Below are 22,434 nucleotides of genomic sequence, written 5' to 3' on the forward strand. Positions count from 1 at the left end.
GCTCTTGGCAGGCGCTGCCTCGCCTGCCACCTGCGATCCTAGGGCCACGGTGGTGCGCCCAGGGTCAGCTCTCCGAGGGTTCGTTGCCGTCGTCCAACCGGACTGCCAGCGCGAGATCATCCAGTGATCCCTCGCCCGGTACGAACCAGCGGGTCGTCCCCTGCGCCGCGGTGTCCACGCCGCCGGCCTCGACTCGCATTTTCCGCGCCAGGCCGCTCGGCGAGTACCACTGGTCGTCGGCGTGCCACTTCAGGGGGGTCCGGCGGTGCTTGTTGCTCCAGGTGGCCTGCGACCGGCGCGGGTCCGTAGCCAGCCATTCGGTCATGTCGCGACGCTCGGGCTTGCTGTAGGGTCGGTACTCCAGGACCGTGTCCTCTGGGATCCGGCCGGCGGCGATGAGTGTGGTCACGGCGTTGACCTGCCGTGCCGGGCTGTCGCCCTCGGAGACCTGATACTCCGCGCCAAGAACAGGGGCGGGGCGGTCGGAGTCCAGGCCGCGCAGGACTGCCTTGACCACCCGCTCGATGCGCTCGGTGTTCCGAACGGCGGCGATGATGTGGCTGGTCTTGCCGTATTCGCGGTCGATCGCCTCCAGCGACCAGGCGATGCTGTCGCGTACCAGATCGGGCACCTTTGCTAGTTCGGCGTTCCAGTCGAAGGTCGGCTCCTCGATGCCGCGCGTGTCCAAGAGACGGAAGACGATGTGGGTGACCAGCAGGTCTCCGTGGGAAGCAGCCGCCTCGGCGCGGGAAAGCAGCCCGTCTCGGAGGGTGAGCAGGTGGGCACGAACCGCCCGCAGGAGCTGAACGCAGCGCCATACTCGGTACACATTCGGCGAGGAGCCGAAGATCTCGTCGTAGACGCCGTCCACCCACAGGCCGCTGAGATGCTGGTCCCGCTTGGCCAGAGCTGCCAGCTGGGCATTGGGGCTGGTCGCCGCAAGAGCCTCCGCCGCTTCCGTCATGGTGCACCCGTGTTCCGGCTGCGGTGCGGCTTCGCCGCGCTTCATGACGTACGTGAGGTGCAGCAGCAGGGCGAAGTCGTCGCGCAGCTGCACCTGGCCCTTGTCGAGGGACTTGAAGTCGCGATCCTCGATGGGGTTCTGCGTGTTGGTAGTTGTGGTGACCTGGTCGCCGAATCCGGGGGGACAGTCCTCCAAGGAGATCAGGCGCACCATTACTCTGCCGATCTGTGCGCTGTCCGGGTCAGTCGTGTATGCCCTGTGCAGGGCGCTCACGGTTTGCGCGCCATTGACCACACTCACGCCGGTGAGCTGAAAGTTACCCACCGTACCGGGGATGGCCCGGCCGACCGGTTTGATTGTTTCGCAGAGCATGGTGATTCCGTTGCTGAAGTACCAGAAGTGCTCTGGTTGTTCGAGCAACGTATTCCTGATCTTGATGTTGACGTCCGTCAGATCGAGGGAGTCGCGGATGTTCCGGGCGAACAGGCCCCGGCGGTGCTCCCCGTAAAGATCTGCAAGGTCGGGAACGGTCATCGTGCCGTACAGGGCCTTGTAAGGTGTCGACTCCTGCAGGAAGCCTTGCAGCTGGACCTTGGCATCAATGCGCGGGGCAGCCGCGTCCCCGAGGATGGCGCGGTGGAAGTCACGAAGATCGAGGACCTTGAAGTCGACCATGTCCTCGACCTGGTTCAGCTCATCGACCTTCGCCTGGAGCAGGTCGCGGACGTCTGAGCTGATTGGTGCGGTGCGCATCAGCGCAAGCACCAGGGTGATCTTCGGAGTGCCCAGGTCGAAGGCTTGCTCGACTTGGGGGACGAACGGCTGGAACCGACTGTTGAACTTGGTGTACTGGCGGTCCAGCAGCAGGCTCAGCCCATGGACCATCTTGTGGACCTCGGTTTCGCCGAACGCTCCGTTGCCCTTGTCGCTCCACTTGGCTTGGGTCAGGCAGATCCGCGGCTGCGACGACCGCAGTTCCACGGCGACGGAGTCAAGGCCGCGGTCGTCCTGGCCGTCGAACACGCTGACGGCGGCAGCGCGGTCGCTGCACGGGCGCTCGATCTGCACGGCGAGTGCGGCCAGGCCGCGACTCAGGAACGCCTGATGGCGCTGCGCGTCGGGCAGACGTGCTTGGTCCGACATGTCGATGAGGTCCGTGAAGCGGTCCACAATCGCCTTGCGGACGTACCCGACATGCAGACTGCTCATGCGCCACTCCTGTCGAACTTCGCGTGGAAGGTTGACACTGTAGCCGTCTAAGTACCCTGCTGCATAAGGAGACTGACTGGTAGTCCTTGGCAGCGGCCTTCGCGGATCGCTCATGTCACCGGCTCCCACGTCAGAGGAGGATGGCCAGTCTTCCTCTGCGCGCCGTGCTTCCTCGCGCCGGCGCCGTCCTCCAGGCTTGGCTGACGGCATCACGGGCGACAGAGATCAGTACGACCGCACCCGGCTCCGCAGGCGCCTCGGTGCCCAGCCCCGCTCGGGACGCGGACCACATTGCAGCCCCGTCTTCGCCCCCGCAGCATAGAAATTTGGCGCCGGGGGATCTTCACCTGATACTCGAAGCTCGCGTCTGTCCGCGGTGGCCGCAAGTTCCCTCTATCACTGCATTCCGGCCGTTCCAAATCGGCGATCTTCCGCATCCTGATTCCACTCGCCCGACACAGCGTCTCGTCCGTCGCCGTGTACCCAGCGAGTCACCGTCCCGATCGGGTCCGGTGTTGTGATGGTTGATTCCGGAGGTCGGCAGTGGTCCAGCAGCGAAACAAGCGTCCCGTCGTCGAGTCGGCCTTCCTTACGGTTGCGGACGCTGCGACGTATCTGGGCATCTCGGTGAACACCTTGTATGTCTGGCGTCATCGGCGGCAAGGCCCGCCCAGCTTTCGAATGGGTCCCGGCGGTCGCGTGATGTACCGCCGCGACTTGCTCGACGCGTGGCTGACGGAGCAGCAGGCAGCAGATTCACGTTCGAACCCCGCGCTGAGCCCCCTCGCCATGGCGCCACAGCACCTTGCACGACGCGCGAGCCGCTGAGCTCGCCCGAAGCGGTGAAGCACCTGCTCTGCACCGTCGAATCCGAGCCGAGATTTTCCGCGGTATGCGGAATTTCTTGCGGAACGAAGTCGTCTGTGTGCTGAGCATCGCGCGCTACAGCGCCCTGCCGCACGCCTGCACCACAGCAAGGAGACCCTAGATGGCGGGATACATAGAAGACCGGTGGCTGAAGAAGCGGCCGAACAAGGAGGCGGGGAAGCGCGACCGCACCGAGCCCTGGGGTAAGCGGACCCGCTACCGGGTGAAGGGGATACCCGGTGTTCAGGACCGGTCGTTCGACACGATCGCGGACGCCAAGTTGTGGCTGGCGGAAGCCCAGACGGACTCTCGTCGGGGGGAGTTCGTCGATGTCCGCGACGGGGAGATCACCTTCCGGGAGTACGTCGAGCAGCACTGGTGGCCGGCTCAGGTCCATCCCGCGCAGACGCTGGAGAGCATGCACTACCGCATCTGGGGGCACCTGCTGCCGCACCTCGGCCATATCTCGCTCCGCGACATCGGTACCGCCGAGCTGCGTAAGTGGTCCGCTGACGTGCAGCGCGGGGTCGGCGCTGGGACGGCGCACGTTGCGTGGATCTACCTCAAGGCGATCCTTCAGGCGGCAGTCGAGGACAAGCGCCTGTTCCGCAACCCCTGCAAGGGCAACAGCAGCATCAAGCCACCCAAGCGCCCAGAGCGGAAGGCGCGATCCTGGGACCTGCCCCGGGTCGACGCGGTGCGCCGAGAGCTTCCAGAGCGCTATCGGATCGCGCTCGACCTCGGCATCGGCTGCGGTCTGCGCCAGGGGGAGGCGTTCGCCTTCAGCCCGGACGACGTCCGGGGCGACTCGATCCACATCGAGCGGCAGATCCTCCGCCACCGCTCCCAGCTGTACTTTGGGCCGCCGAAGGGCGGCAAGGAGCGGGACGTCCCGCTGACGGCCGCACTGGCCGAGCGGCTGCTGACTCATCAGGACCGGTTCAAGCCGGTACTCGTCACTCTCCCCTGGCTCGATCCGGAAGAGCCCGACCTTCCGCGTGAGAAGCGGCGCACCGTCACGGTGCCGCTGCTGGTCGCCACGACCCGGCTCGGCGCGATCAACCGCACCACCTGGAACACCAAGTCCTGGAAGCCGGCCCTGGCCCAGGCCGGAGTGATTCCGCCGCTGGCCAAGCCGGAGCCAGGAGCGAAGGCCGCCCGCGTCTGGGAGCCGAGCCGCGAACACGGCTTCCATGTCCTGAGGCACACCTACGCGTCGGTGATGCTGGAGGCCGGCGAGTCCATCGTCTCGCTGGCGAACTGGCTCGGGCACTCCGACCCGGCCTTCACGCTGCGCACCTATACTCACTTCATGCCGCAGGCCGGAGCGCGGGGACTGACCGCCATCGAAGCCTGGTTCGCCCGCGCGGCCTGAAAGTCCCCGAGAAGTCCCCGAGGGCCTGTCATCGCCGAAAATAAGTCCAAAGGCGCAGGTCAGAGCATGATCATCACCCATCCGGTCTGTACCCGGCGTACAGGCCGACTCGTCCGCCGCCTGTATCCCCTGGGAGTTCGGATCGCGCCGCTGACCCGCGACAATCCCTTCGGCACCGCAGTGCACGACGTCTCAACCTGGACGCCGGTACCTGCGCTCCTTGGCCGGCTCCGGCGACAAGCGCGCGACCGTTCGGCGTGAGCCCGGTGGCCACGTCCCAGATGGTGTCATCAGCGGCCACATCGTACCCGTCGAGCTCCTTGCCGGTCAGTGCGTCGAGCCGCATTACGCCTTCCTCCGTGGCCACGGCCACCGCCGGGTGGCCGCCCGCCGGTGAGGCGGCCGCGAGCGCATGGACAGCCCGTGGCCCATCGGAACACCAGAGCACTCGGCCGGTGACCATGTCCCGGCGGCGGATGCCCTGGCCCGGGCACGACAAGGGCAGCACCCTTTGCCCCGACCGCGCCCGAGCCAATGTCGGCGACAGGAAGTGCCCAGGCCCGGAAGTGAACACGTCATCACTCGTGCCGAGTGCATGCCCTGCTGCGTCACGCCTCCATGCTGCCGTGTCGATTGACCAATACTGAGGAATGGCCGACCTCGAAGGCGTCGGAGGGATACGGATATCGTCGGCCTTGCGACCAGTCGGCCGCAGTACTACTGGATGGGGGTATTCGGCGCTGGAGTCCCTGGCAGGCAGGAGGTGAGTGCGTCGAGCGTCAGCACCCCGGTGAGTGACCCGTAGTACAAGTCGACGGTGCGGCCGTCCTCCGTTGCCCAGGTGCGTACTGCCTTGACAAGGGGGGTCGCGACCGGACCCCACGAGCCGACGGTCCATCCGTGGCTCGTGAGGAAGACCTCCGCAGCGCCTCGGGGGTCAGTCCACCCTGTACGAGAGGGGGTGAGGGTCATGGTGACGTCCGCCATGGACGTACCGGCGGGGCAGGGAGCGGGTTGACGTTCGATTGCGGCCTGCGCGTCGAAGCCCTTCGGGGCGGATCGGGCCGCGGCGGCGAACAGGTCGCGGAACTGGTTGGCCGCTGTGGTCACTGTCAGGGGCGAGGATGATGAGGTCTGGGGCCGCCCGGCCGATGCATGGCCGGTGACCGCACTGCTGCCGCATCCGACGAGCAGGAACGCGACCCCGGCAGTCAGTAGGGACTTGCGCATGAACTCTCCTGTGGTCATGTGTAAATCGAATATTCGAGAAGGCATCAGGAGCCAGGATGGGTGCCCGGGCCCTTGGACGGGGCCCGGGCACCGCGGGTTTGAGGGTGGTCAGTCGAGTTGGGTCAGGACGGGGGCGTCTCCTGGTGCGGCTGCGTCGGCGGGGGAGAGGGCGGCGCTGTAGACGTGGACGTCGCTGATCTGGCCGGGGAACGCTGCTTCTGTACCCGTTCCGGCGTTGTCGGCCGCGCCGATGAGGAAGGGCCCGGTGGCGCTCCAGGGGTGGGGGTTGTTGCCGGTGCCGGCCAGGTGGCCGTTCACGTAGAGGCTCATGTCGCCGTTGCTCGCGTCGAAGACGGCGACCAGGTGGGTCCAGGCCCCGACGGCGACGTGCTGGTGGAGGCCCGCGCTGTAGTAGGTGGTGGGGGTGGCGTCATCGCTGCTGGGTGCGACAAAGGTCCAGCCGTCGAGGGCGGTTGAGTACTGCAGGTAGAAGGCGCAGCGGGCGCCGGTCGTGTCGCGCTGGCAGAGGACGGTGTGGTAGGTGGAGGTGTTGTTGAGTTTGACCCAGGCGGAGACGCTGTAGCTTCCAGTGGTGTTCACGGCCGGAGCTCCCGCCGGGGTGGCCGCGTAGCCAGTGGTGCCGTCAAGGGACAGCACGGTGCTACCGGGATTGGCGGCAAGCAGGGCGCGGTTGGCGCTGGTCAGGGTGGTGTCAGTGGTCCAGGTGGCACCGCCGCTGGTCAGCGTGGCAGTAATCGGGTTGTGGCCGTTGTCGGTGAGTGTGCTGCTGTTGTCGTTGAGCTCCCACCAGTGGGTGGCGTTGTTGTTGATGCTGCCCAGTGGCGTGGCATTGGCGCTCAGCCCACCGCCGGCGCCGGTCGAGGTCGGGTAGGTGCGGATGTCCGCAACCGAGCCGGTCAACTGTCCGGACAGGCTGGTGCTGCCTGCGGGCATGAGCGCGCCGACCGTCAGGCCGCCGCTCGCGTCGTATTGGGGGGTGGTGTTGGTCGTGCTTCCCGCCAGCTGTCCGTTGACGTAGAGGGCAACCGTTCCGGTGCCGGCGTTGTAGGTACCGACGAGGTGGGTCCAGGCGCCGGCGTTGGCTGCGGTCGTGGCGATCGCCCCGGCGTAGGCAGGGGTAGTGGAGTCGCTGGTCGAGGTCTCGAACGCCCATGACTTGGTGGCCCCGTTGTATCCGAGGCGGAATGCCTGTTGGTTGGCGTCGCCCTGGCCGACTGCCCATTGGTCGGCGCCGTTGGCGGTGGCCAGGTTGATCCAGGCGGAAACGGTGTAGCTGTTGGCGGTGTTCACCGCCGCTGTGGTGGTGGTCGCGTATCCGGTGCCACTGCTGTCGAAAGTCAGGACCTTGTTGCCGGTGTCAATCTGCGTCTGGTCGGTGTCCGCCGAGGCGATGGTCGGGTCGGAGGTGATGCTGGCGCCTGCGCTGCTGAGAGCCAGCGGCCGGTTGGCCGCGGTGGTGAGAGTGGTGCCGTTGTCGGCGGTGGCGACCGGGGTGGAGTTCGTGCCGCCGTCGCTGAGGTTCCACCAGTGATTGGCCAGGTTGATGGCCGGCCCCTGGTTGGCCGTGCTGGTGGCAGGGGTGGGGAGGCCGGTGTATTCGCTCAGCTGTCCATTGGCGTTGGTGACATAGAGGTCCGGTGCGCCGTCAGCGGTGCCTCCCGGGCTGTTGACGTCACCTGGGGAGGCGACGGTCGGATAGGTCGAGGTGGGCAGGCTGGGGCCGAAGGGCGTGCCGGCCTCCGTGCTGCTTCCGGCAACAGCGCTGCTTCCTGGGGCTGTCAGCACTGGGAGTTGGAAGCTGCTGGTGTTCAGGGTCAGCGGGTAGCTGTAGAGCTGCCCAGTGGCATTGTTGCGCGCCCACAGAGTGGGGGTGGTGCCGACGGTACCGGGCGTGATGAGTGTGGTGTTCGTCCAGTCGCCGGTGCCGAGCAGGTAGGGGTTGGTCAGGCCTCCTCCGGGAGTGCCTTCGTAGAGCCAGAGTTGTTCGTTGCCTGGGCTACCCTCGACGGTGATCAGGTCTCCGTAGCCGCTGCCGTAGATGTCGCCGGGTGCGGCGATCTGCTGGGTGCTGTTCCAATCCGTGGAGTCGTATCCAGTGCACCAAGTGGCGCTGGCCGGCTGGCAGGCGGGCTTGCTGGTCACCTTGATGACGTTCTTGGGGTTGGTGAATCCGACGGTGCCCGTTCCGCCGGTTCCCGGGTCGAGGTCGTTCTTGTAGATGTACAGGCTCTTGGCGGAGCCGGTGCGCAGGGCGAACAGGTCGTCCCAGGTGTTGCCGGTGAGACTGCCCCGATGGGCGACTTGGTAGTTGGTCCAGGCGGTTCCGTCCGGGCTCTGCGCTGGGGTGGACAGGATGGCGGCACTCGAAGACGGGTTGCTGTCGCCTGGGATCAGAACCAGATCACCGGTGTTGGTGGTGCCCAGAAGGTCGGGGACGCCGTCACCGTCGAGGTCGCCCGGCGCGACCTTCATGGCGGGGTTCCACGGGGCGTAGAAGGTGTAGCTGGCAGCGTCCTGGGAGGCGTTGCCGGCCTTGTCCACGGCCTTGACGTAGAGGGTGTGCGTGCCCCAGTTGGCGATCTTTATGCCAGTAAGGGTGGTGCTGGTGTTGACGCTTCCATCGGCGTTCTTCGTGCCCGCCGTCAGCGTGCCGGTGCTGCTGGTCGACGAGCCCGGCACCGGGATGGAGTCCAGTGCGTAGATGAAGTGGTCGATGCCGCTGGAGTCGCAGGTGAGCCGGTCACAGGTGGTGGTGGGCTCGGGGTCGCTGGCGGTGACGGTGAAGCTCGTGCTGGTCGTCGGGCCGGCGTAGACCAGTGGGTTGGGAGAGGGGCTGCCCAGGGGCGGGAAGTCGGGGTCGACGGTGATGGCGGGTATGGTCGGCGGGGTCGTGTCGACCTCGAAGTGGCATTCCGAGATCCAGTCCGAAACCAGGGTTCCGTCGTCGGCCTTTGCGGCCCAGCCGTAGTTGTGGCCGTCCTGGAGGGTGAACCCGATCGGTGCCGAGACCGGGGAGGTGCTGGACTCCGCGGGCTTGGTCGCCGGGTTGCTCTCGGTGGTGGCGTCGCCGCTTGAGTTCGCGGTGTTGTTGTCCCAGATGGTGAAGTCGGCGTGGACCGACACCCCGCTGAGCGGGGTCGTGACCGCGGCCTGCAGGTCGACGGTGTTTCCATGGCCGCTCAGGGATGTGGCGCCGATCCAGCCGGTGGATGCGTTGTTGCAGGTGTCGCCAGTGCTGGGGTCGGTGGTCGGGGCACCGTAGACGCTCGGGGTCTCGTCGAACGTGACGTCCATGGTGGGGGCGGAGCTGAAACGCATGAAGTCGTTGTCGCTGTCGCTCTGGGTCTCGTCGTCGTTGTACAGCTCCAGGGTCCAGTCGGAGACGATTCCGGCGAACTTGTTCACTGCGTCCGCTACCTGGATGGCGAGGTTGCCTCCGCCGCAGTTCGAACCGGAGCCGCTGGTGACGGCCTGCTTGATGTTCGGGTAGCCGGCCACGGGAGAGGGCGCGTTCGCCCAAGTGGTGTTGTTGTCGATGGATCCGGTGGTGACCAGGTGGATGTCGGTGGTGTTCTTGCAGGCCGAGGCAGCTGTCTCGGGGAAGTTCAGCATCGCAGAGCTGACCTTCATCGCGCTGGTGATGGTCGAGGTGTTGATCTCGTAGAAGGACCGCTCAAGCGTGGTGCCGCAGGTGCTCTGATAGTGCTGGTAGCCGACGCCTTCGCCGCCGTACACCTGCTGGACACCGGTTTGTGGAGCGCTGCTGCACGGGCCGGTCGAGTAGATCTGGTCGAACTTGTAGCCGGTGGTCGTCACCGGGTCGAGTGACGGGTCGACGAACACCGGCCACTGGGTGGTGGGCGAGGTGAGCATGCTCTGACTTGGCGTCAGCGTTACTGCTCCGCTGGAGGTCGATACCGCGATCGGTGCAATCTGGGCCGCGATACCAGGGGCCTGCGCGCTGGAGTCCGCCGCTGTGGTGCCGTCAGTGTCGTCCGCGGTACGCGCTGCCATCGACCGCCCGACGAGAGCAGTCTTCGCGGTGGTCCGGGCTGTGCTCTTCGTGTCCGCAGCCGAGGTTGTGGCGGGAGTCGTGGAGTCCCACATGACCGGCATGGGGCCCGAGTAGGAGACGCTGCCGTCGGCCGCCGTCACGGTGAGCCCCGAGGCGCCCTGGTGCACGGTCAGCCCCTGCGTGGTGGTGTCGATGGCCAGCGAAGCCAGATCTGGATTGGCCGCCGCCTGAGCCGAGTGCACGATCAGGACGTCGCTGAGGCCGCCCTGGTCGTCCACCGTGACCTGGAGGTCGACGCCTGGCAGCACCGAGCTGTACAGGGCGGTGTCCCCGTCCAGGCTGGGGACGGGGAGGTCGAACGGAAACGTCATGGCCAGCGTGTTCCCGGCCGGGTCGGTGAGGGTGGCCAGCGGACCGGAACCGCCGTTCGAAAGTGTGATCGCGTCAGTGGTCGCTGCCGGAGTCACGCTGCCGCCGACGACGCTCAACGTGGCGTCGAGGGGGACCCACACGCCGTTGCGCTGCACACGGGCAGGCATCGTGTCGGTGTGAGTCGTCAGTGAGCCGTCCGGGTTGGCGGTCGTCGTCTGGGCAGCGGTGGTCAGCGAGGGGATCGGGACACTCACGCCGGTTGACACCGCTTGGAGCCTGGCTTGTTCGGTGGGGTCGCTGCTGACAGGTGGAGCCCCGATCGGACCGCTGGGAAGGACTGGTTCTCCGGTGTCGGCGGCGGCGGGCAGGGCCATGCTGCCGACCAGGATTGCCGCCAGAGCCGTGGCCACGCCCAGGCGGCGCGATATGCCGCGCGCAGTTGGGCGTGACGGGAAAGGGATTCTCAATTAAGCCTCGCGGATAGTAAGAGTCATGTATGACTTCAGATCAGCTCTGCAGCTGCTGGGGCTGGTTGGCCGGCGGAGCCTATGTCCTGCTTCGTACGTCGCCGACCTATTACGTCATGTCTGCTGTGTATGCCTCTGCCCAAAATGGCCATGAGGCGCGACGCCCCGGGGCATCGCCGCAGGCTATTGCGCCTTCAGTGTGCGATCAATACCTTCCCTGTGATCATGCCGTGGATCTCCCCTGAGCTGTCTAGGGGACCACGGTGGACGCTGTGTCAGGTGGGGGGATCGACAATGGGTTGGCAGACGCGCGGCTTCGCAGGTTCGAGGCGGGTGTGGGGGCGCAGGCTGACCATGACGACCGCGATCGCGGGCGTCCTGGCCCTGGCGACGCCCTTCGCCGTCGCTGACGGTTCAGTGGGCCCCTTCCATAACACCCAGCCGTTGTGGTCGAAGGTGAAGGTCGCGCCCGCGGTGAGTCTGACCGGGACGCCGTTCCATGCCGCAGGAAGGACGATCCTCCCCAAGGCCGACAAGCCGGTAGGTGTCTACACGCCTCGGGCCGCCGCGTGGCCGGAGGCGTCCACCAACACCGTCGCCCTGACCACGACGGCGACCACGGCCGCCGCGACCGCCCATCCGGCGACCGGCCACACAGCAGCCGACGCCGCCGTGGTGCCGGTGCCCGCGCCGGTGCGGGCCGGCTCGTCGCCGGTGTCGGTAGCGCCGATCGCGGCGCGGAACGCCAGCGGGGGACTGCGCTCGTTCGCCACCACCGCCCAGGCCCAAGCCGCGGGCATACCCGCCCGGGTGCGGGTGCAGGTGCTGTCGCATACCAAGGCCGCGCAGGCGGGGGTCGACGGGATGCTGCTCGGAGTCTCCCGCGCCGACGGCCGCACGACCGGAGGCCAGGTCGCGCTCAGCGTCGACTATGCGGCGATCGCCAAGGCATACGGCGGCGACTGGGCCTCACGGCTGTACCTGGTCGTCTACCCGTCCTGCATCCTGACCAACCCGCAGGTCTCCGCCTGCCGTATCTCTCACCCGCTGGTCTCGGACAACCACCTCGACTCCCAGCAGTTGACAGCGACCCTGCCTCTGCAGGCATCCAGCGCCACTCCGCGTGGCGGTGCGCGGGCGGGTGCTTTCGCCACTACGCAGGCCGCCCCCGCGACCACTGCGGTCGGAGTGGTCGCGGGGACCTCCGGATCACAGGGTTCCTACAGCGCGACCGCGCTCAACCCCTCGGGGACCTGGTCCGAATCCGGTACCGGCGCGTTCAGCTACAGCTATCCGATCGACGTCCCACCCAGCCTCGGCGGCGCTGCTCCCTCGGTGAGCCTCTCCTACGACTCGCAGTCCGAGGACGGGGAGACCTCGGCCCGCAATGCCCAGGCGTCCTGGATCGGTGACGGCTGGTCGTACTCGCCCGGCTTCATCGAGCAGTCGTTCCGGCCCTGCTCCAGCGACGGCGTCAGCTCATTGGCGGACTCCGGCGACGAATGCTGGGGCGGATTCAACGGCACCATGTCGTTCGAGGGCCACAGCGGGCAACTGGTGCCGATCGGGGTCCAGGCCGGGGTGACCGGTGAACTCCAGGCGTTCAAACTCCAGAGCGACGACGGGACCCTGATCCAGGAGTTCTCCGGGGCCGCGAACGGCCTGAGCAACGGCGCCTACTTCAAGGTCACCACGCCCACCGGTCAGGTCTCCTACTTCGGAGTCAACCACGTGCCGGCAGCAAACGGCTCCGTCGGAAACCATGGAGACGCCGCCACCAACTCGGCCTGGGGCGTTCCTGTGTACTGCCCCAAGAGCAGCGACCCCTGCTACAGCAGCAGCACTGGGGCGAGCTCGAACGCCACCCTCGGGTACCAGTTCAACCTCGACTTCACGCAGGACCTGAACGGCAACCTGCAGCGCTACGACTACACGGCGGAGACCGGCTACTACAACCGGGGCGGCGGTCAGCTCGCGGCCTCGGGAGGCACCGGCACCCTGGCGTCCTACACCCGTGGCGGATACCTCACCAAGATCTCCTACGGCTACCAGCTCGCGGACGAGCTCGCGGGAAAGGTCCCCGCCGCCGAGGTCGACTTCGCCACGGCACCGCGCTGCAATGCCACCGCTTCCTTCCCCGCCGCGCAGTGCACCTACGCCAACCTGAATGCGACCACCGCGCCGAACTGGCCCGACGTCCCCTTCGACCTGGGTTGTGCCTCGACCGACACCACCAGCACGACCATTACCTTGTCCGGCCCGCAACCGGGGGTCTGCTACGTCACTGCCCCGACGTTCTGGTCCGAGGCCCGACTGGACTCGATCACCACCAAGGTCGCCGTCGGCGGAACACCCCAGACCGTGGACAGCTACCAACTCGGACAGGTGTACTCGGCCACCGGCGGCAACGACCCGGTGACCGGTACAACGATCGACCCGAAGGACGCGGGCGCGTTGCAGGCCGTGCTGTGGCTGCAGTCGATCCAGCACACTGGACACGACACCACAGCCGGAGCCACCGGCGCGCTCCAGTTGAACCAGGTCACCTTCACCGGTACCGAGATCGACAACCGGTCCAACGACGACATGACCGGTACCACCTCCAGCGAGGTGCCGCTATACCGGCCACGTATCGCCACCATCCAGACCGAGACCGGTGAGTCGATCGCGGTGAGCTACACCCCGCCGTCCTGCGCCGCACCGAACACCCCCTCGGCACCGGACAGCAACACCTCCTCCTGCTACCCGGTCTACTGGACCAATCCGGGAGCAAGCACTCCCGTCCTGGAGTACTTCAACAAGACCACCGTGGCCTCCGTGGTCGCCACCGACCTCGTCGCCGGATCACCGCAGCAGGTGACCGACTACACGTATCAGCAGCCTGCCTGGCACCGTGACGACTCCGACCTGACTGACGACCAGTACCGCACCTGGGACCAGTTCCGCGGGTACCGCACCGTGACCGTCACCACCGGCGCCGGTACCGACCCGATCACCCAGCAGGTCACCACCTACCTGCAGGGCATGGATGGCGACTACCTCGCGAACGGCAAGCAGCGTTCGGTGACGATCGCGGACACGGTCGGCGACAACGTCACCGATGCCGACCAACTCGCCGGGACCGCGCTGGAGACCGATACCTACACCGAGGCCGGTGGCAGTATCGCCACCAAGTCGGTGTCCGGTCCGGACACCTTCACCACCACCCAGAGCAACCCGCGCACCCCCTGGACCTCCCAGTCCCCGGCGCCGTCGACCCTGTCCACCCTGCCTCCTCTCACCGCCTACCGGTCCGCAACTGCGACCAACCGCACGTACGCCCTGCTGTCAACTGGGTCCTGGCGCGAGACCAAGACGGTCACCAGCTACGACAGTCAGGGCCGGGTGTCGACCGTGGACGCGCTCGGCGACGTGAGCGTTCCCGCACAGGAGCAGTGCACCACCACCAGCTACGCATCCTCCAGCAGCAACCCGATGATGCTGGACTACCCGGACGAGGTCGTGACCGTCGCCGGCGGCTGCGGAACCACACCCTCCAGCAGCAAACCGGCACTGTCCGACAAACGCACCTTCTACGACGGCAACGGCACCATCACCACCCCCGGCACCCTGGGCTCATTGGGCTCCACCGGCCAGGTCACCGCGACTCAGGAGATCACCTCCTACAACGGCAGCACCCCGGTGCCCACCACCATGTCCGCCACGACCTACGACGGCTACGGGCGCATCACCAAGACCGAGGACGCCAACGGGAGGGTCGCGACCACGACCTTCAGCGGCACCGCCGGGGAGTTGCCGAACGGCACGAAGACCGTCAACTCGCAGACGTGGCAGACGACCGCAGTCCTGGACCCGCTGCGCCAGCTGACCCTGCAAAGCACCGACGCCAACGGCGCCATCACCAGCAGCACCTACGACGCGCTCGGCAGGATCACCGCGGTGTGGATGCCGGGCCGTTCCAAGGCCGCGAACCAGTCACCCGACGAGACCTTTGCCTACGCGATCAATCCGGGAGCCCAGCCCGGGCTGAACGGCACAGTCAACACGCCGGGCGGGCCGAGCACGGTGACCACCAACACCCTTGAGGAGGGCGGCGGTTACTCCACGTCGATCGTTCTCTACGACGGGATGCTCCAGGCTCGGGAGACGCAGGCCACCTCCAGCGGCGAAGCCCCCGCTCCCATCGGGTCACGGTTGGTCTCCGACACCTTCTTCGACTCCCACGGCTGGGCTGTGCGCACCTACAGTCCCTACTACGACAACTCCGCCAACCCGGGGACCACCCTGTCGGTGGCCAAGGAAATCTCCGTCCCCTCCGAGACCGTCACCGTCTACGACGGCATGGGACGCCCGACCAACGACGAGGTGTACCACCAGGGCGTGTTCCAGTGGCAGACCGTCACCGCCTATCCCGGGGCGGACGAGACCACCAGCACCGCCCCGGCTGGTGGTCCGACCACCGCGACCTTCACCGACGCGCTGGGCCGGACCACGTCCAGCGAGGTCGAGAACACCACCCCGGCAGTCACCCTGACCGGTGGCCAGGTCATCCCCTCCGGTACCTCCCTCACCTCCAGCAGCGTACGGCTGACCATGCAGGCCGACGGCAATCTGGTCCTGACCGGCCTGGCTACCGGCAAGGCGCTCTCCTGGGCCAGCGGCACCTCCGGCAACGCCGGGGCATGGGCCGAGTACCGGGCCGACGGCAACCTCGCCGTCTACAGCACCACCGGCACCCTGCTGTGGTCCACCGGCCTGGCCGCGGCCACGGGATCCACCCTGAAACTCCAGGACGACGCCGACCTGGCCATCTACAACAGCGCCGGGACCAGCGTCTGGAGCAGCCAGACCACTGGCCAAGCCCCCGTGGCCGACTCCACCACCAGCTACACCTACGAGCCGACCGGCCGGATCGCGACCATCAAGGACAACGCCGGGAACACCTGGTCGTACGGCTACAACATGCTGGGGCAGAAGACCTCGCAGACCGACCCGAACACCGGAACCTCGAACTACGGTCCCTACGACGTCGATGGAAACCTGCTGCAGAGCACCGACTCGCGCGGCCAGACACTGTCGTACCACTACGACTGGGACAACCGGGTCATCGGCGAGTACTCCGGTCCCTGGTCGTCCACCCCCGACCCGACCAAGCAGCTCTCCGGTACCGTCTACGACACCTTGGAGAAGGGCTACCCCACCTCCAACACCCGGTTCGTGCAGGTCCCGGCGACCAAGACGACAGCCGCGTCCACGGAGGACTACACCGAGTCCGTCACTGGCTACAACAGCCGGTACCAGCCAACGGGAACGACCGTCTCCATCCCCTCGGGCGACGGTTTCCCACAGCCCCCGGGCACCACCGCGCCCTCGGGCACTACCACCTACACGGTCACCCCCAGCTACACCGCCAACACCGGCCTGCTGGCGAGCACCCAGTACAACGCCGACGCCGGCCTGCCGGCCGAGACCGTCAGCTACTCCTACAACACCGCAGGCGAGCTGACCGGCTTCGGTGGATGGATCTCGGCGCGGAACATCCCCGCTTACCTCGACAACACCTCCCAGGACCCGTTCGGGAAAACCGTCCAGTCCGTCTACGGCACCAGCGGTGAGGAGCTGACCACCACCGCCACCTACGACGACACCACTGACCGGCTGGACGGCACCACCGCCAGCCTGCAGGGGCCGAACACCACCGCCGACAGCACCAGCTACCGCTACAACCAGGCCGGTCAGATCACCGCGATCGACGACGCACAGAGCGGTGGAACGGTCCACGACACCCAGTGCTTCACCTACGACGCCTTCCAACGGCTGACACAGGCATGGTCCGATACCGCCGGTATTACCAACCCCGGCAGCACCACGGTCGGTTCCGTCGGTGGCTGCAACACCGCCACCCCGCAGACCACCGCGACAAACCCCATCGCCACCACCACTATCGGCGGGCCCGCTCCCTACTGGCAGACCTACAGCTACGACCTGCTCGGTGACCGAACCAGTACCGTCAACCACGACACCACCGGCAATGCCCTGGACGACACCACCCAGACCACCAGCTACCCGGGCACGGACGGTACGGCCAGCGCCACTGATCCCGACCAGGCCGGTGCCACCGCCACGAGCAACCCGGCTGAGAAGCTGACCGCCACCTCAACGCCCGGCTACAACGACCCCAGCAGCACTCCCACCGCCGGAGTGAACAGCGGCAATACGGTCAGCCGCAGTACCACCAGCACCGGACCGCAGGTCGCAGCGGGCAACCAGACCTTCACCTACGACGCAGAAGGCCGCACAGCCAGCGTCACCACCACGACCGGAAGCGCCGGCCCGCAGACCACCAGCTACCTCTACGACGCCGGCGGGGGTCTGCTGGAACAGACCGGACCCGGCACCAAGATCCTCTATCTGTTCGGCGGCGCGGAGCAGATCACCGAGTACACCGCCAACCACAACACCGCGGTAAACGCGCTGCGCAACTACGCCGGACCCGACGGAACCACCATCACCCGTGACCAGTCGGGGGCCGTCAACTACCAGCTCGCCAACGCCCAGGGCACCGCCACCGCACTGGTCAATGCCAGCACGGACGCAGTCACCCGCCGCTACTACGACCCCTACGGCAACCCCCGCGGCACCCAGCCGGCGACCTGGGGGGACAAGAGCGAGAACCGGGGGTACCTCGGCCAACCAGCAGACCCCACTACCGGCCTGGACCTCCTCGGCGCCCGCGACTACGACCCGGCCGAAGGCCGCTTCCTCACTCCTGACCCTGTCTTCGAGGCCGGGGACCCCAATCAGATGGGTGGCTACACCTACGCCGCCGATGACCCCAGCACCGGCAGCGACCCGAGCGGGCTCATGTGCACCATGGGTGTCGACAGCCCTCAGTGCAGCGCACTGGGCTTGGACGGCGGTGGCAGTGCACCCGCACCGGCGCCGCCCAGCAACGACAACTCCAAATACGACCCGAACAACAACAACGGGGTGTCACAGCAGGCGGCCAACGCACACGGTTACGGATCCGAGTGCACAGTCCTGAACTGCTCGGGCTTTTCCATCATGGCCACGCCGGAGATGCAAGAAGACATCAAGGTCATCGCCGGTTGCCAGAACATGCCGGCACAGCTCGGCGCGAGGCTGTACAAGGAGACCATCTGCGGCAACGCCGTCTCGAACGCCGAGTCCGACTACGAGACGCTGCTACAGCAGAACGAATACCTGCTCTGCAAGTCGAATCCGTCATGCGACCCCCCGAAATACACGAATCCCAACGACGACCCCTATGCCTCCACCTACGCGTGGAACTCGAACGAACTGCCGGCGGGGGCGGCGCAGTTCTTCAAGGACGCCTGGGGAGTCAGCGACGTCGAGGGGTGCCTCGGTGGGAAGAGCGTGGGCGACTGCCTCCAACTGGCCGCGTATGTGCTGCCTGGGACGGACTTCCTGAAGGGAGCCGAAGCAGCTGGATTGGCTGTCGACGACGCCTCCGCGGTCGATGACGCGGAGACGCTCCTGGGCGACTGCAATCACAGCTTCCTCCCCGACACGCAGGTCCTGCTGGCAAGCGGCAAACATGAAGCGATCAAGGACGTCAAACCGGGCGACCGGGTTCTGGCGACCGACCCCGAAACCGGGAAGACGCAAGCACGTCCAGTCCAGAAGCTCATCACCACGCTGACGGACAAGAGCTTCGCCGACGTGACCATCGCCACCACGAACGGTCCCGCCCACCTCACCGCCACCGACACCCACCCCTTCTGGGTGGTGACTTTCCACGGCTGGGTCGAAGCCAAGAACCTTACCCCGGGCATGTCCCTGCTGACCGCCGACGGCACCGCGACCCGCATCCTCGCAGTGCGCCACTACCACCAGCAGCAGCGCACCAACGACCTCACTGTCGCCGTCACCCACACGTACTATGTACTGGCCGGGACCACACCGATCTTGGTCCACAATTCCGATGGCTGCCCAACGGTCTCCATATACAAGGCTCCTGGTACGGGGATGACGGACACGCTGCTTAAGGACGGGTTCAAGGAAAGTGATTTCCCGGGATCTGGTAATGGATACCCGGATGGGCGGGCATACTTCGGCCTGGCGGACGACGGCAAGACGATTGCGCTCGACTACGCCAGTCGCGGAGGGTATGACGGTGGCGTCATTGAGATCAGAATTCCGAAGGCGGACTTCGATCAGCACTTCAGTCAGTATGTAGGCTCGCACAATGGGGTCCCCGGCACAGAGGTCGCCATTCCAAATACCGCGTTCGACACCCTCAATCAGTACCCTCGAAGCTTGGTGGGACAATGACAGACGAGCAGCTCAGCGCAGGTGAAAGCAGCCTCATCGGCAAGATCGTCGATGGGGAGGTCGAGGCCGTATTTCGCTGGGGGGTCATCGTGGACCTGGGTCTGTCAAGGGTCGGGCTAATCGATGTTCTCTACATTGACGATGAGGATGTCTATCGAGTCGGAGATCGAGTTAGCTGCTTCCTGGATTGCTTTGATGAGCGAAAGGATAAGTTCATCCTTAGGCCGCCTAATCAAATCTCTCTTGAGGAGAGGCTTCGCCGATCAAGAGAATAGTAGTTTGGCCTTCCGGGTCGTTCTCAATGGAGCTAGATCGGAATCCAAAACTCAAGTCTCAGCACACCCCCCAGGGCCCCACCGGATTTGATTCCGGTGGGGCCCTGGGGGTGTCTGACGGCAGTAGTTGACGGCAACGTCAGCGGACGGGTGCTGCACAAAGGGGTGGTTCGTCGCCGTCGTCGGGTCGGGCGGCGGGTGTGGCGGGGTTGCGGAGGGCGTTGCCGAGGAGGTCGATGGCGTCGCGCTGGAGGCGGAGTCGGACGTGGGCGTACACCGTCGCGGTCACCCCGATGTGGGCATGGCCCAGCAGCTCCTTGATGATGACGAGCTCCACGCCCTGCTCCAAGAGCAGGGTCGCCGCCGAGTGCCTGAGGTCATGGAAGCGGATGCGGCGCAGTGCGGCCCGGCGCAGAAGCGCGTTGAAGTGCCGGGTGAGGGTGGCTCCCTCGATCGGGTTGCCGTCGGGCCGGGTGGAGACGTAGCCGCTCGCCTTCCAGTTCGTCCCTGCCGCTTCGCGTTCCTGGGCTTGCCGTTTGCGGTGCTGTTCGAGGGAGTGTGGGCATTCGGTGGGCAGGGCGATGCGCCGTTCTGAGCTCTGGGTTTTGGTGGGCAGGGCGGTCAGTCCGCCGCTGTTGGTGCGTTGGAGGGTGCGGCGGATGCTGGCGGTTCCGCCGGCCAGGTCGAGGTCTTCCCAGCGCAGGCCGAGGAGTTCGCCCTTGCGCAGTCCGGTGCGCAGGGCGAGTTCGAACAGCGCGCCCAGCCGGTGCCCGTCCGTGGCGGTCAGGAGCGCGCGTGCCTCTTCGGTGGTGAGGGGTTCGAAGCGGCGGGGTCGGGGGTGCCCATGCGGACGTTGCGGGTGACGTTGCGCGGGATCTCCTCTTCGCAATGCCATGCTTTGCCTAAGCGTTGACGGAATCGTTGCTTCGGCATCATGAGAGGCGTACCCGCAGGGGAAAATCGACTCGCCTACCCAGAAGAAGACTGCCCGCAGAGCGCTGATCTTGATGTCCATCGTCGGCCTCGCTGTTTATGTCCTGGAGTTCCTCTAGGCAGTTGTCGACGAGAATCCCTCGCAGAGACGAGCGCTGGGGCGGCCGTGCGGATCGCCCCCAATGCTCGCCCACATCCACTCGTGCCGGTCCCGGGTGAGATCCCGATTTGCTGGGCTGATCAGGTTGTTTGTACGACTGTCGTCCTGTCGGTGACCGGCTCACGGCGCCAGTGCGGCAGCGCCGCCGGGGCGACGAAGTCCACCACTGATCGCATGGTCGAGGCACGCCATCATGACGAGGGGCTATCGCCAACGCGTCGGCGCCCTCAGGGGGTTGTCGCCGCTGCTCGCGCACCTGACAACACCCTGGGATATCCTGCAGCACGTGATGTCGAACGAACGTATGAGCCACTGGGGGCCCACGTCGGGGGTGTCCGCGGAGGGCCCGGTCGATGGCGCCGAACTGCCGCGTGACTCCGACCTCCTCTGCGTTCCGGCCCACCCCGCCGTGGGGCCGATCGGAGCAGGTGTGGAACTACGGCGTCTCTCGACCGGGGCCGTCGTTGCGATCGGCTTCAGCAGTCCCCGCCGCCTGGTGGCCTCCCTCGGCCCGCATCAGCCCTGGATCGGCCTTCCCGCCCTGCTGTTCAGTGCCCTGGCCGACGCCCTGCGGGTGGACCGTGTGCTGATCGACCCCGTGTTGGACCCCGGCACCGCACGCTGGACCGCGCAGCATGTGCGGGATGCGATCGAGCAGGTGATCTGAGTGGGCGCCAGCTACCAGGTCGTCCTCCACGACCTCGCCAACGCCGCGAGCACCTTCACCGCGCAGTCGGCCGAAGTCCAGTCCCTTCTGGGATTCCTTTCGCCCGCCCCCGCTGAGACGGGCGATGCGACCCTTGACACCATCCTGCGAGACCTGCTGATCTCGATCGGCGCGATCCACGACGGAATCGTGAAGCAGTTGGCCGCGCACGGCTCGGCCCTGAAGACCTGCCACGACAACTACAGCGGGAGCGATGCCGACGTGCTGCGGCTGTTCCAGACCATGATGGATGCGTACACCTAACGGGGGCGAAGATGACGCAGATAGCGGGGGATATCGGCGGCCTGAACGGCATCAGGTTCCAACTCGGCCAGGCCAAGGGGCCGTTGGACGACGTGGTCAACGCCGTCGACGGCGTCGTGGCGCACCTCGTCAGTGACACCGGCTGGAACGGCGACGCGGCCACCCTGTTCACCGGCGCCTGGGAGCAGGACGCTGCGGCCACCAGCATCCTGGCGTCGAACGTCGCCAGCGCCTGCGCGGCGTTGGCGACGCTCACCGGAGCGCTGACCGAGGCCCAGAACCACTGCGACAACGCTGCGCGCGTCGCTGCTGCGGCGGGGGTGAGGTTCGATCCTTCCGGCGATCCGGTCCCGGGGCAGAGCCTGACCGGAGCCGCACTGACGGCCTGGAACACCTACCAGAGTGCGGTTTCCTCCGCGCAGGCCCAGGCCCAGCAGGCCCGCGAGGACGCCAAGACCAGCCTGTCCGCCATGCTCGCCATCCTCGACCCGGCCGCGAGCCCGGACCTGCTGGGGTCGGCGGAGGGGTCGTCGATCGCGGCCCTCATGCACGACTACTTCTACCTGCCCACCGGCCGCAAGCAGGCCACTCTGGCCAAGGACATCGGGTCGCTGCAGAGTTACTACCACGACCTCAAGACGGGGCAGACCCCGCTGACCCGGCGTGAGGCGCAACTGGCGCGCGCGGACGTCCGTCAGGTGGTCAAGTCACTCAAAGCTGATCAAGCGGCTGTGGAGACGCTGGAGGCCGAGAGGCTCAAAGGCAAGTGGTTCAACACCACCATCTCCGACCTGCTGGACGAGGAGAAGGTCGACAGCCGGCTCATCAAGATCGGTGACCAGATACCCGTCCTGGACGTGCTCGCCGCGACGGTCGGGACGTACGCCCAGGCCAAGTACGACCACGAACTCGGCTGGAGCTGGCCGCACGCGGTCGCCGTGGACGGCGGCGCGAACCTCCTGGGCATCGGCGCGGAGATCCTGAGTGCGGAGACCGGGCCGTTTGCCCCGGTCATCGGGTACTCGGTCACCTCGTTGTTCAGCGAATACACCCACAATGTGCCGTGGGATCTGGACGTCCACAACCATGGGGTCGTCGCCGGTGTCGGACTGGGCGTCGGGCAGGGAGTCAAGGACCTCTGGGAGAACGACGTGAAAGGCGCCGGAGAGCAGATCGGTGCATCCGTGGAACACCCCGTCGCGGCAGTCAAGAGCCTGTGGCATAGCCTCTTCTGATCCGGGCCGTGCCCACCGATCCAGG

General features: G+C 66.7%; 10 protein-coding genes and 1 pseudogene. 7 read left to right on the forward strand and 4 right to left on the reverse strand.

Translation table 11 applies throughout. From position 1 onward, the window contains the following. Positions 1–64 precede the first annotated feature (64 nt). Positions 65–2,173: an AIPR family protein gene (locus GXW83_RS08275; RefSeq protein WP_182442422.1), complete on the reverse strand. Its 2,109-nt coding sequence runs from the start codon at positions 2,171–2,173 to the stop codon at positions 65–67. A gap of 543 nt (positions 2,174–2,716) precedes the next feature. On the opposite strand from GXW83_RS08275, the gene GXW83_RS08280 reads away from it, so the two are divergent. Both GXW83_RS08280 and GXW83_RS08285 read left to right on the forward strand, forming a co-directional pair. Then, a complete protein-coding gene (locus GXW83_RS08280) occupies positions 2,717–3,001 on the forward strand; it encodes a helix-turn-helix domain-containing protein (RefSeq protein ID WP_182442424.1) in 285 nt (94 codons plus the stop codon). A 160-nt stretch (positions 3,002–3,161) separates the two neighbouring features. Then, positions 3,162–4,415 carry a site-specific integrase gene (locus tag GXW83_RS08285; protein WP_182442426.1) on the forward strand — a complete coding sequence of 418 codons (1,254 nt, stop codon included), beginning with the start codon at positions 3,162–3,164 and terminating at the stop codon, positions 4,413–4,415. Between the two features lie 717 nt (positions 4,416–5,132). Here the strand turns inward: GXW83_RS08285 and GXW83_RS08290 are convergent. Then, the gene (locus tag GXW83_RS08290; protein ID WP_182442428.1) at positions 5,133–5,663 is read right to left on the reverse strand and encodes a hypothetical protein; all 531 of its coding nucleotides are present in this window, start codon (positions 5,661–5,663) and stop codon (positions 5,133–5,135) included. A 90-nt stretch (positions 5,664–5,753) separates the two neighbouring features. Then, the gene (locus GXW83_RS08295) at positions 5,754–10,307 is read right to left on the reverse strand and encodes a LamG domain-containing protein (protein ID WP_182442430.1); all 4,554 of its coding nucleotides are present in this window, start codon (positions 10,305–10,307) and stop codon (positions 5,754–5,756) included. A gap of 567 nt (positions 10,308–10,874) precedes the next feature. On the opposite strand from GXW83_RS08295, the gene GXW83_RS08300 reads away from it, so the two are divergent. Together GXW83_RS08300 and GXW83_RS08305 are read left to right on the forward strand one after the other, a co-directional pair. Then, complete coding sequence (locus GXW83_RS08300) at positions 10,875–18,836, forward strand: polymorphic toxin-type HINT domain-containing protein (protein WP_182442432.1); 7,962 nt, start codon at positions 10,875–10,877, stop codon at positions 18,834–18,836. Further along, positions 18,833–19,111, forward strand: a complete 279-nt coding sequence (locus tag GXW83_RS08305) for a S1 RNA-binding domain-containing protein (RefSeq protein WP_182442434.1) — start codon at positions 18,833–18,835, stop codon at positions 19,109–19,111. Before GXW83_RS08300 ends, GXW83_RS08305 begins: the two co-directional genes overlap by 4 nt. Positions 19,112–19,250: 139 nt before the next feature. Here GXW83_RS08305 and GXW83_RS08310 read toward each other — a convergent pair. Beyond that, positions 19,251–19,996, reverse strand: a pseudogene (locus tag GXW83_RS08310) (site-specific integrase); the annotation flags it as partial. Between the two features lie 401 nt (positions 19,997–20,397). Here GXW83_RS08310 and GXW83_RS08315 point away from each other — a divergent pair. The 3 genes from GXW83_RS08315 to GXW83_RS08325 are packed head-to-tail and all read left to right on the forward strand — an operon-like array spanning position 20,398 to position 22,409. After that, positions 20,398–20,871: an SAV_915 family protein gene (locus GXW83_RS08315; protein WP_182442436.1), complete on the forward strand. Its 474-nt coding sequence runs from the start codon at positions 20,398–20,400 to the stop codon at positions 20,869–20,871. Then, a complete protein-coding gene (locus tag GXW83_RS08320) occupies positions 20,872–21,174 on the forward strand; it encodes a DUF6317 family protein (protein ID WP_182442438.1) in 303 nt (100 codons plus the stop codon). 11 nt (positions 21,175–21,185) lie between these two features. Further along, positions 21,186–22,409 carry a hypothetical protein gene (locus GXW83_RS08325; protein ID WP_182442440.1) on the forward strand — a complete coding sequence of 408 codons (1,224 nt, stop codon included), beginning with the start codon at positions 21,186–21,188 and terminating at the stop codon, positions 22,407–22,409. The last annotated feature ends 25 nt before the right edge of the window (positions 22,410–22,434 follow it).

The organism is Streptacidiphilus sp. PB12-B1b, assembly GCF_014084125.1.
Classification (GTDB): Bacteria; Actinomycetota; Actinomycetes; order Streptomycetales; family Streptomycetaceae; genus Streptacidiphilus.

What these genes read in the sequence shown, in the direction of transcription:
- GXW83_RS08275 (WP_182442422.1), bottom strand. Translation starts at nt 2,173, where the DNA reads ATGAGCAGTCTGCATGTCGGGTACGTCCGCAAGGCGATTGTGGACCGC.
- GXW83_RS08285 (WP_182442426.1), top strand. Translation starts at nt 3,162, where the DNA reads ATGGCGGGATACATAGAAGACCGGTGGCTGAAGAAGCGGCCGAACAAG.
- GXW83_RS08290 (WP_182442428.1), bottom strand. Translation starts at nt 5,663, where the DNA reads ATGACCACAGGAGAGTTCATGCGCAAGTCCCTACTGACTGCCGGGGTC.
- GXW83_RS08300 (WP_182442432.1), top strand. Translation starts at nt 10,875, where the DNA reads ATGACGACCGCGATCGCGGGCGTCCTGGCCCTGGCGACGCCCTTCGCC.
- GXW83_RS08305 (WP_182442434.1), top strand. Translation starts at nt 18,833, where the DNA reads ATGACAGACGAGCAGCTCAGCGCAGGTGAAAGCAGCCTCATCGGCAAG.
- GXW83_RS08315 (WP_182442436.1), top strand. Translation starts at nt 20,398, where the DNA reads ATGACGAGGGGCTATCGCCAACGCGTCGGCGCCCTCAGGGGGTTGTCG.
- GXW83_RS08325 (WP_182442440.1), top strand. Translation starts at nt 21,186, where the DNA reads ATGACGCAGATAGCGGGGGATATCGGCGGCCTGAACGGCATCAGGTTC.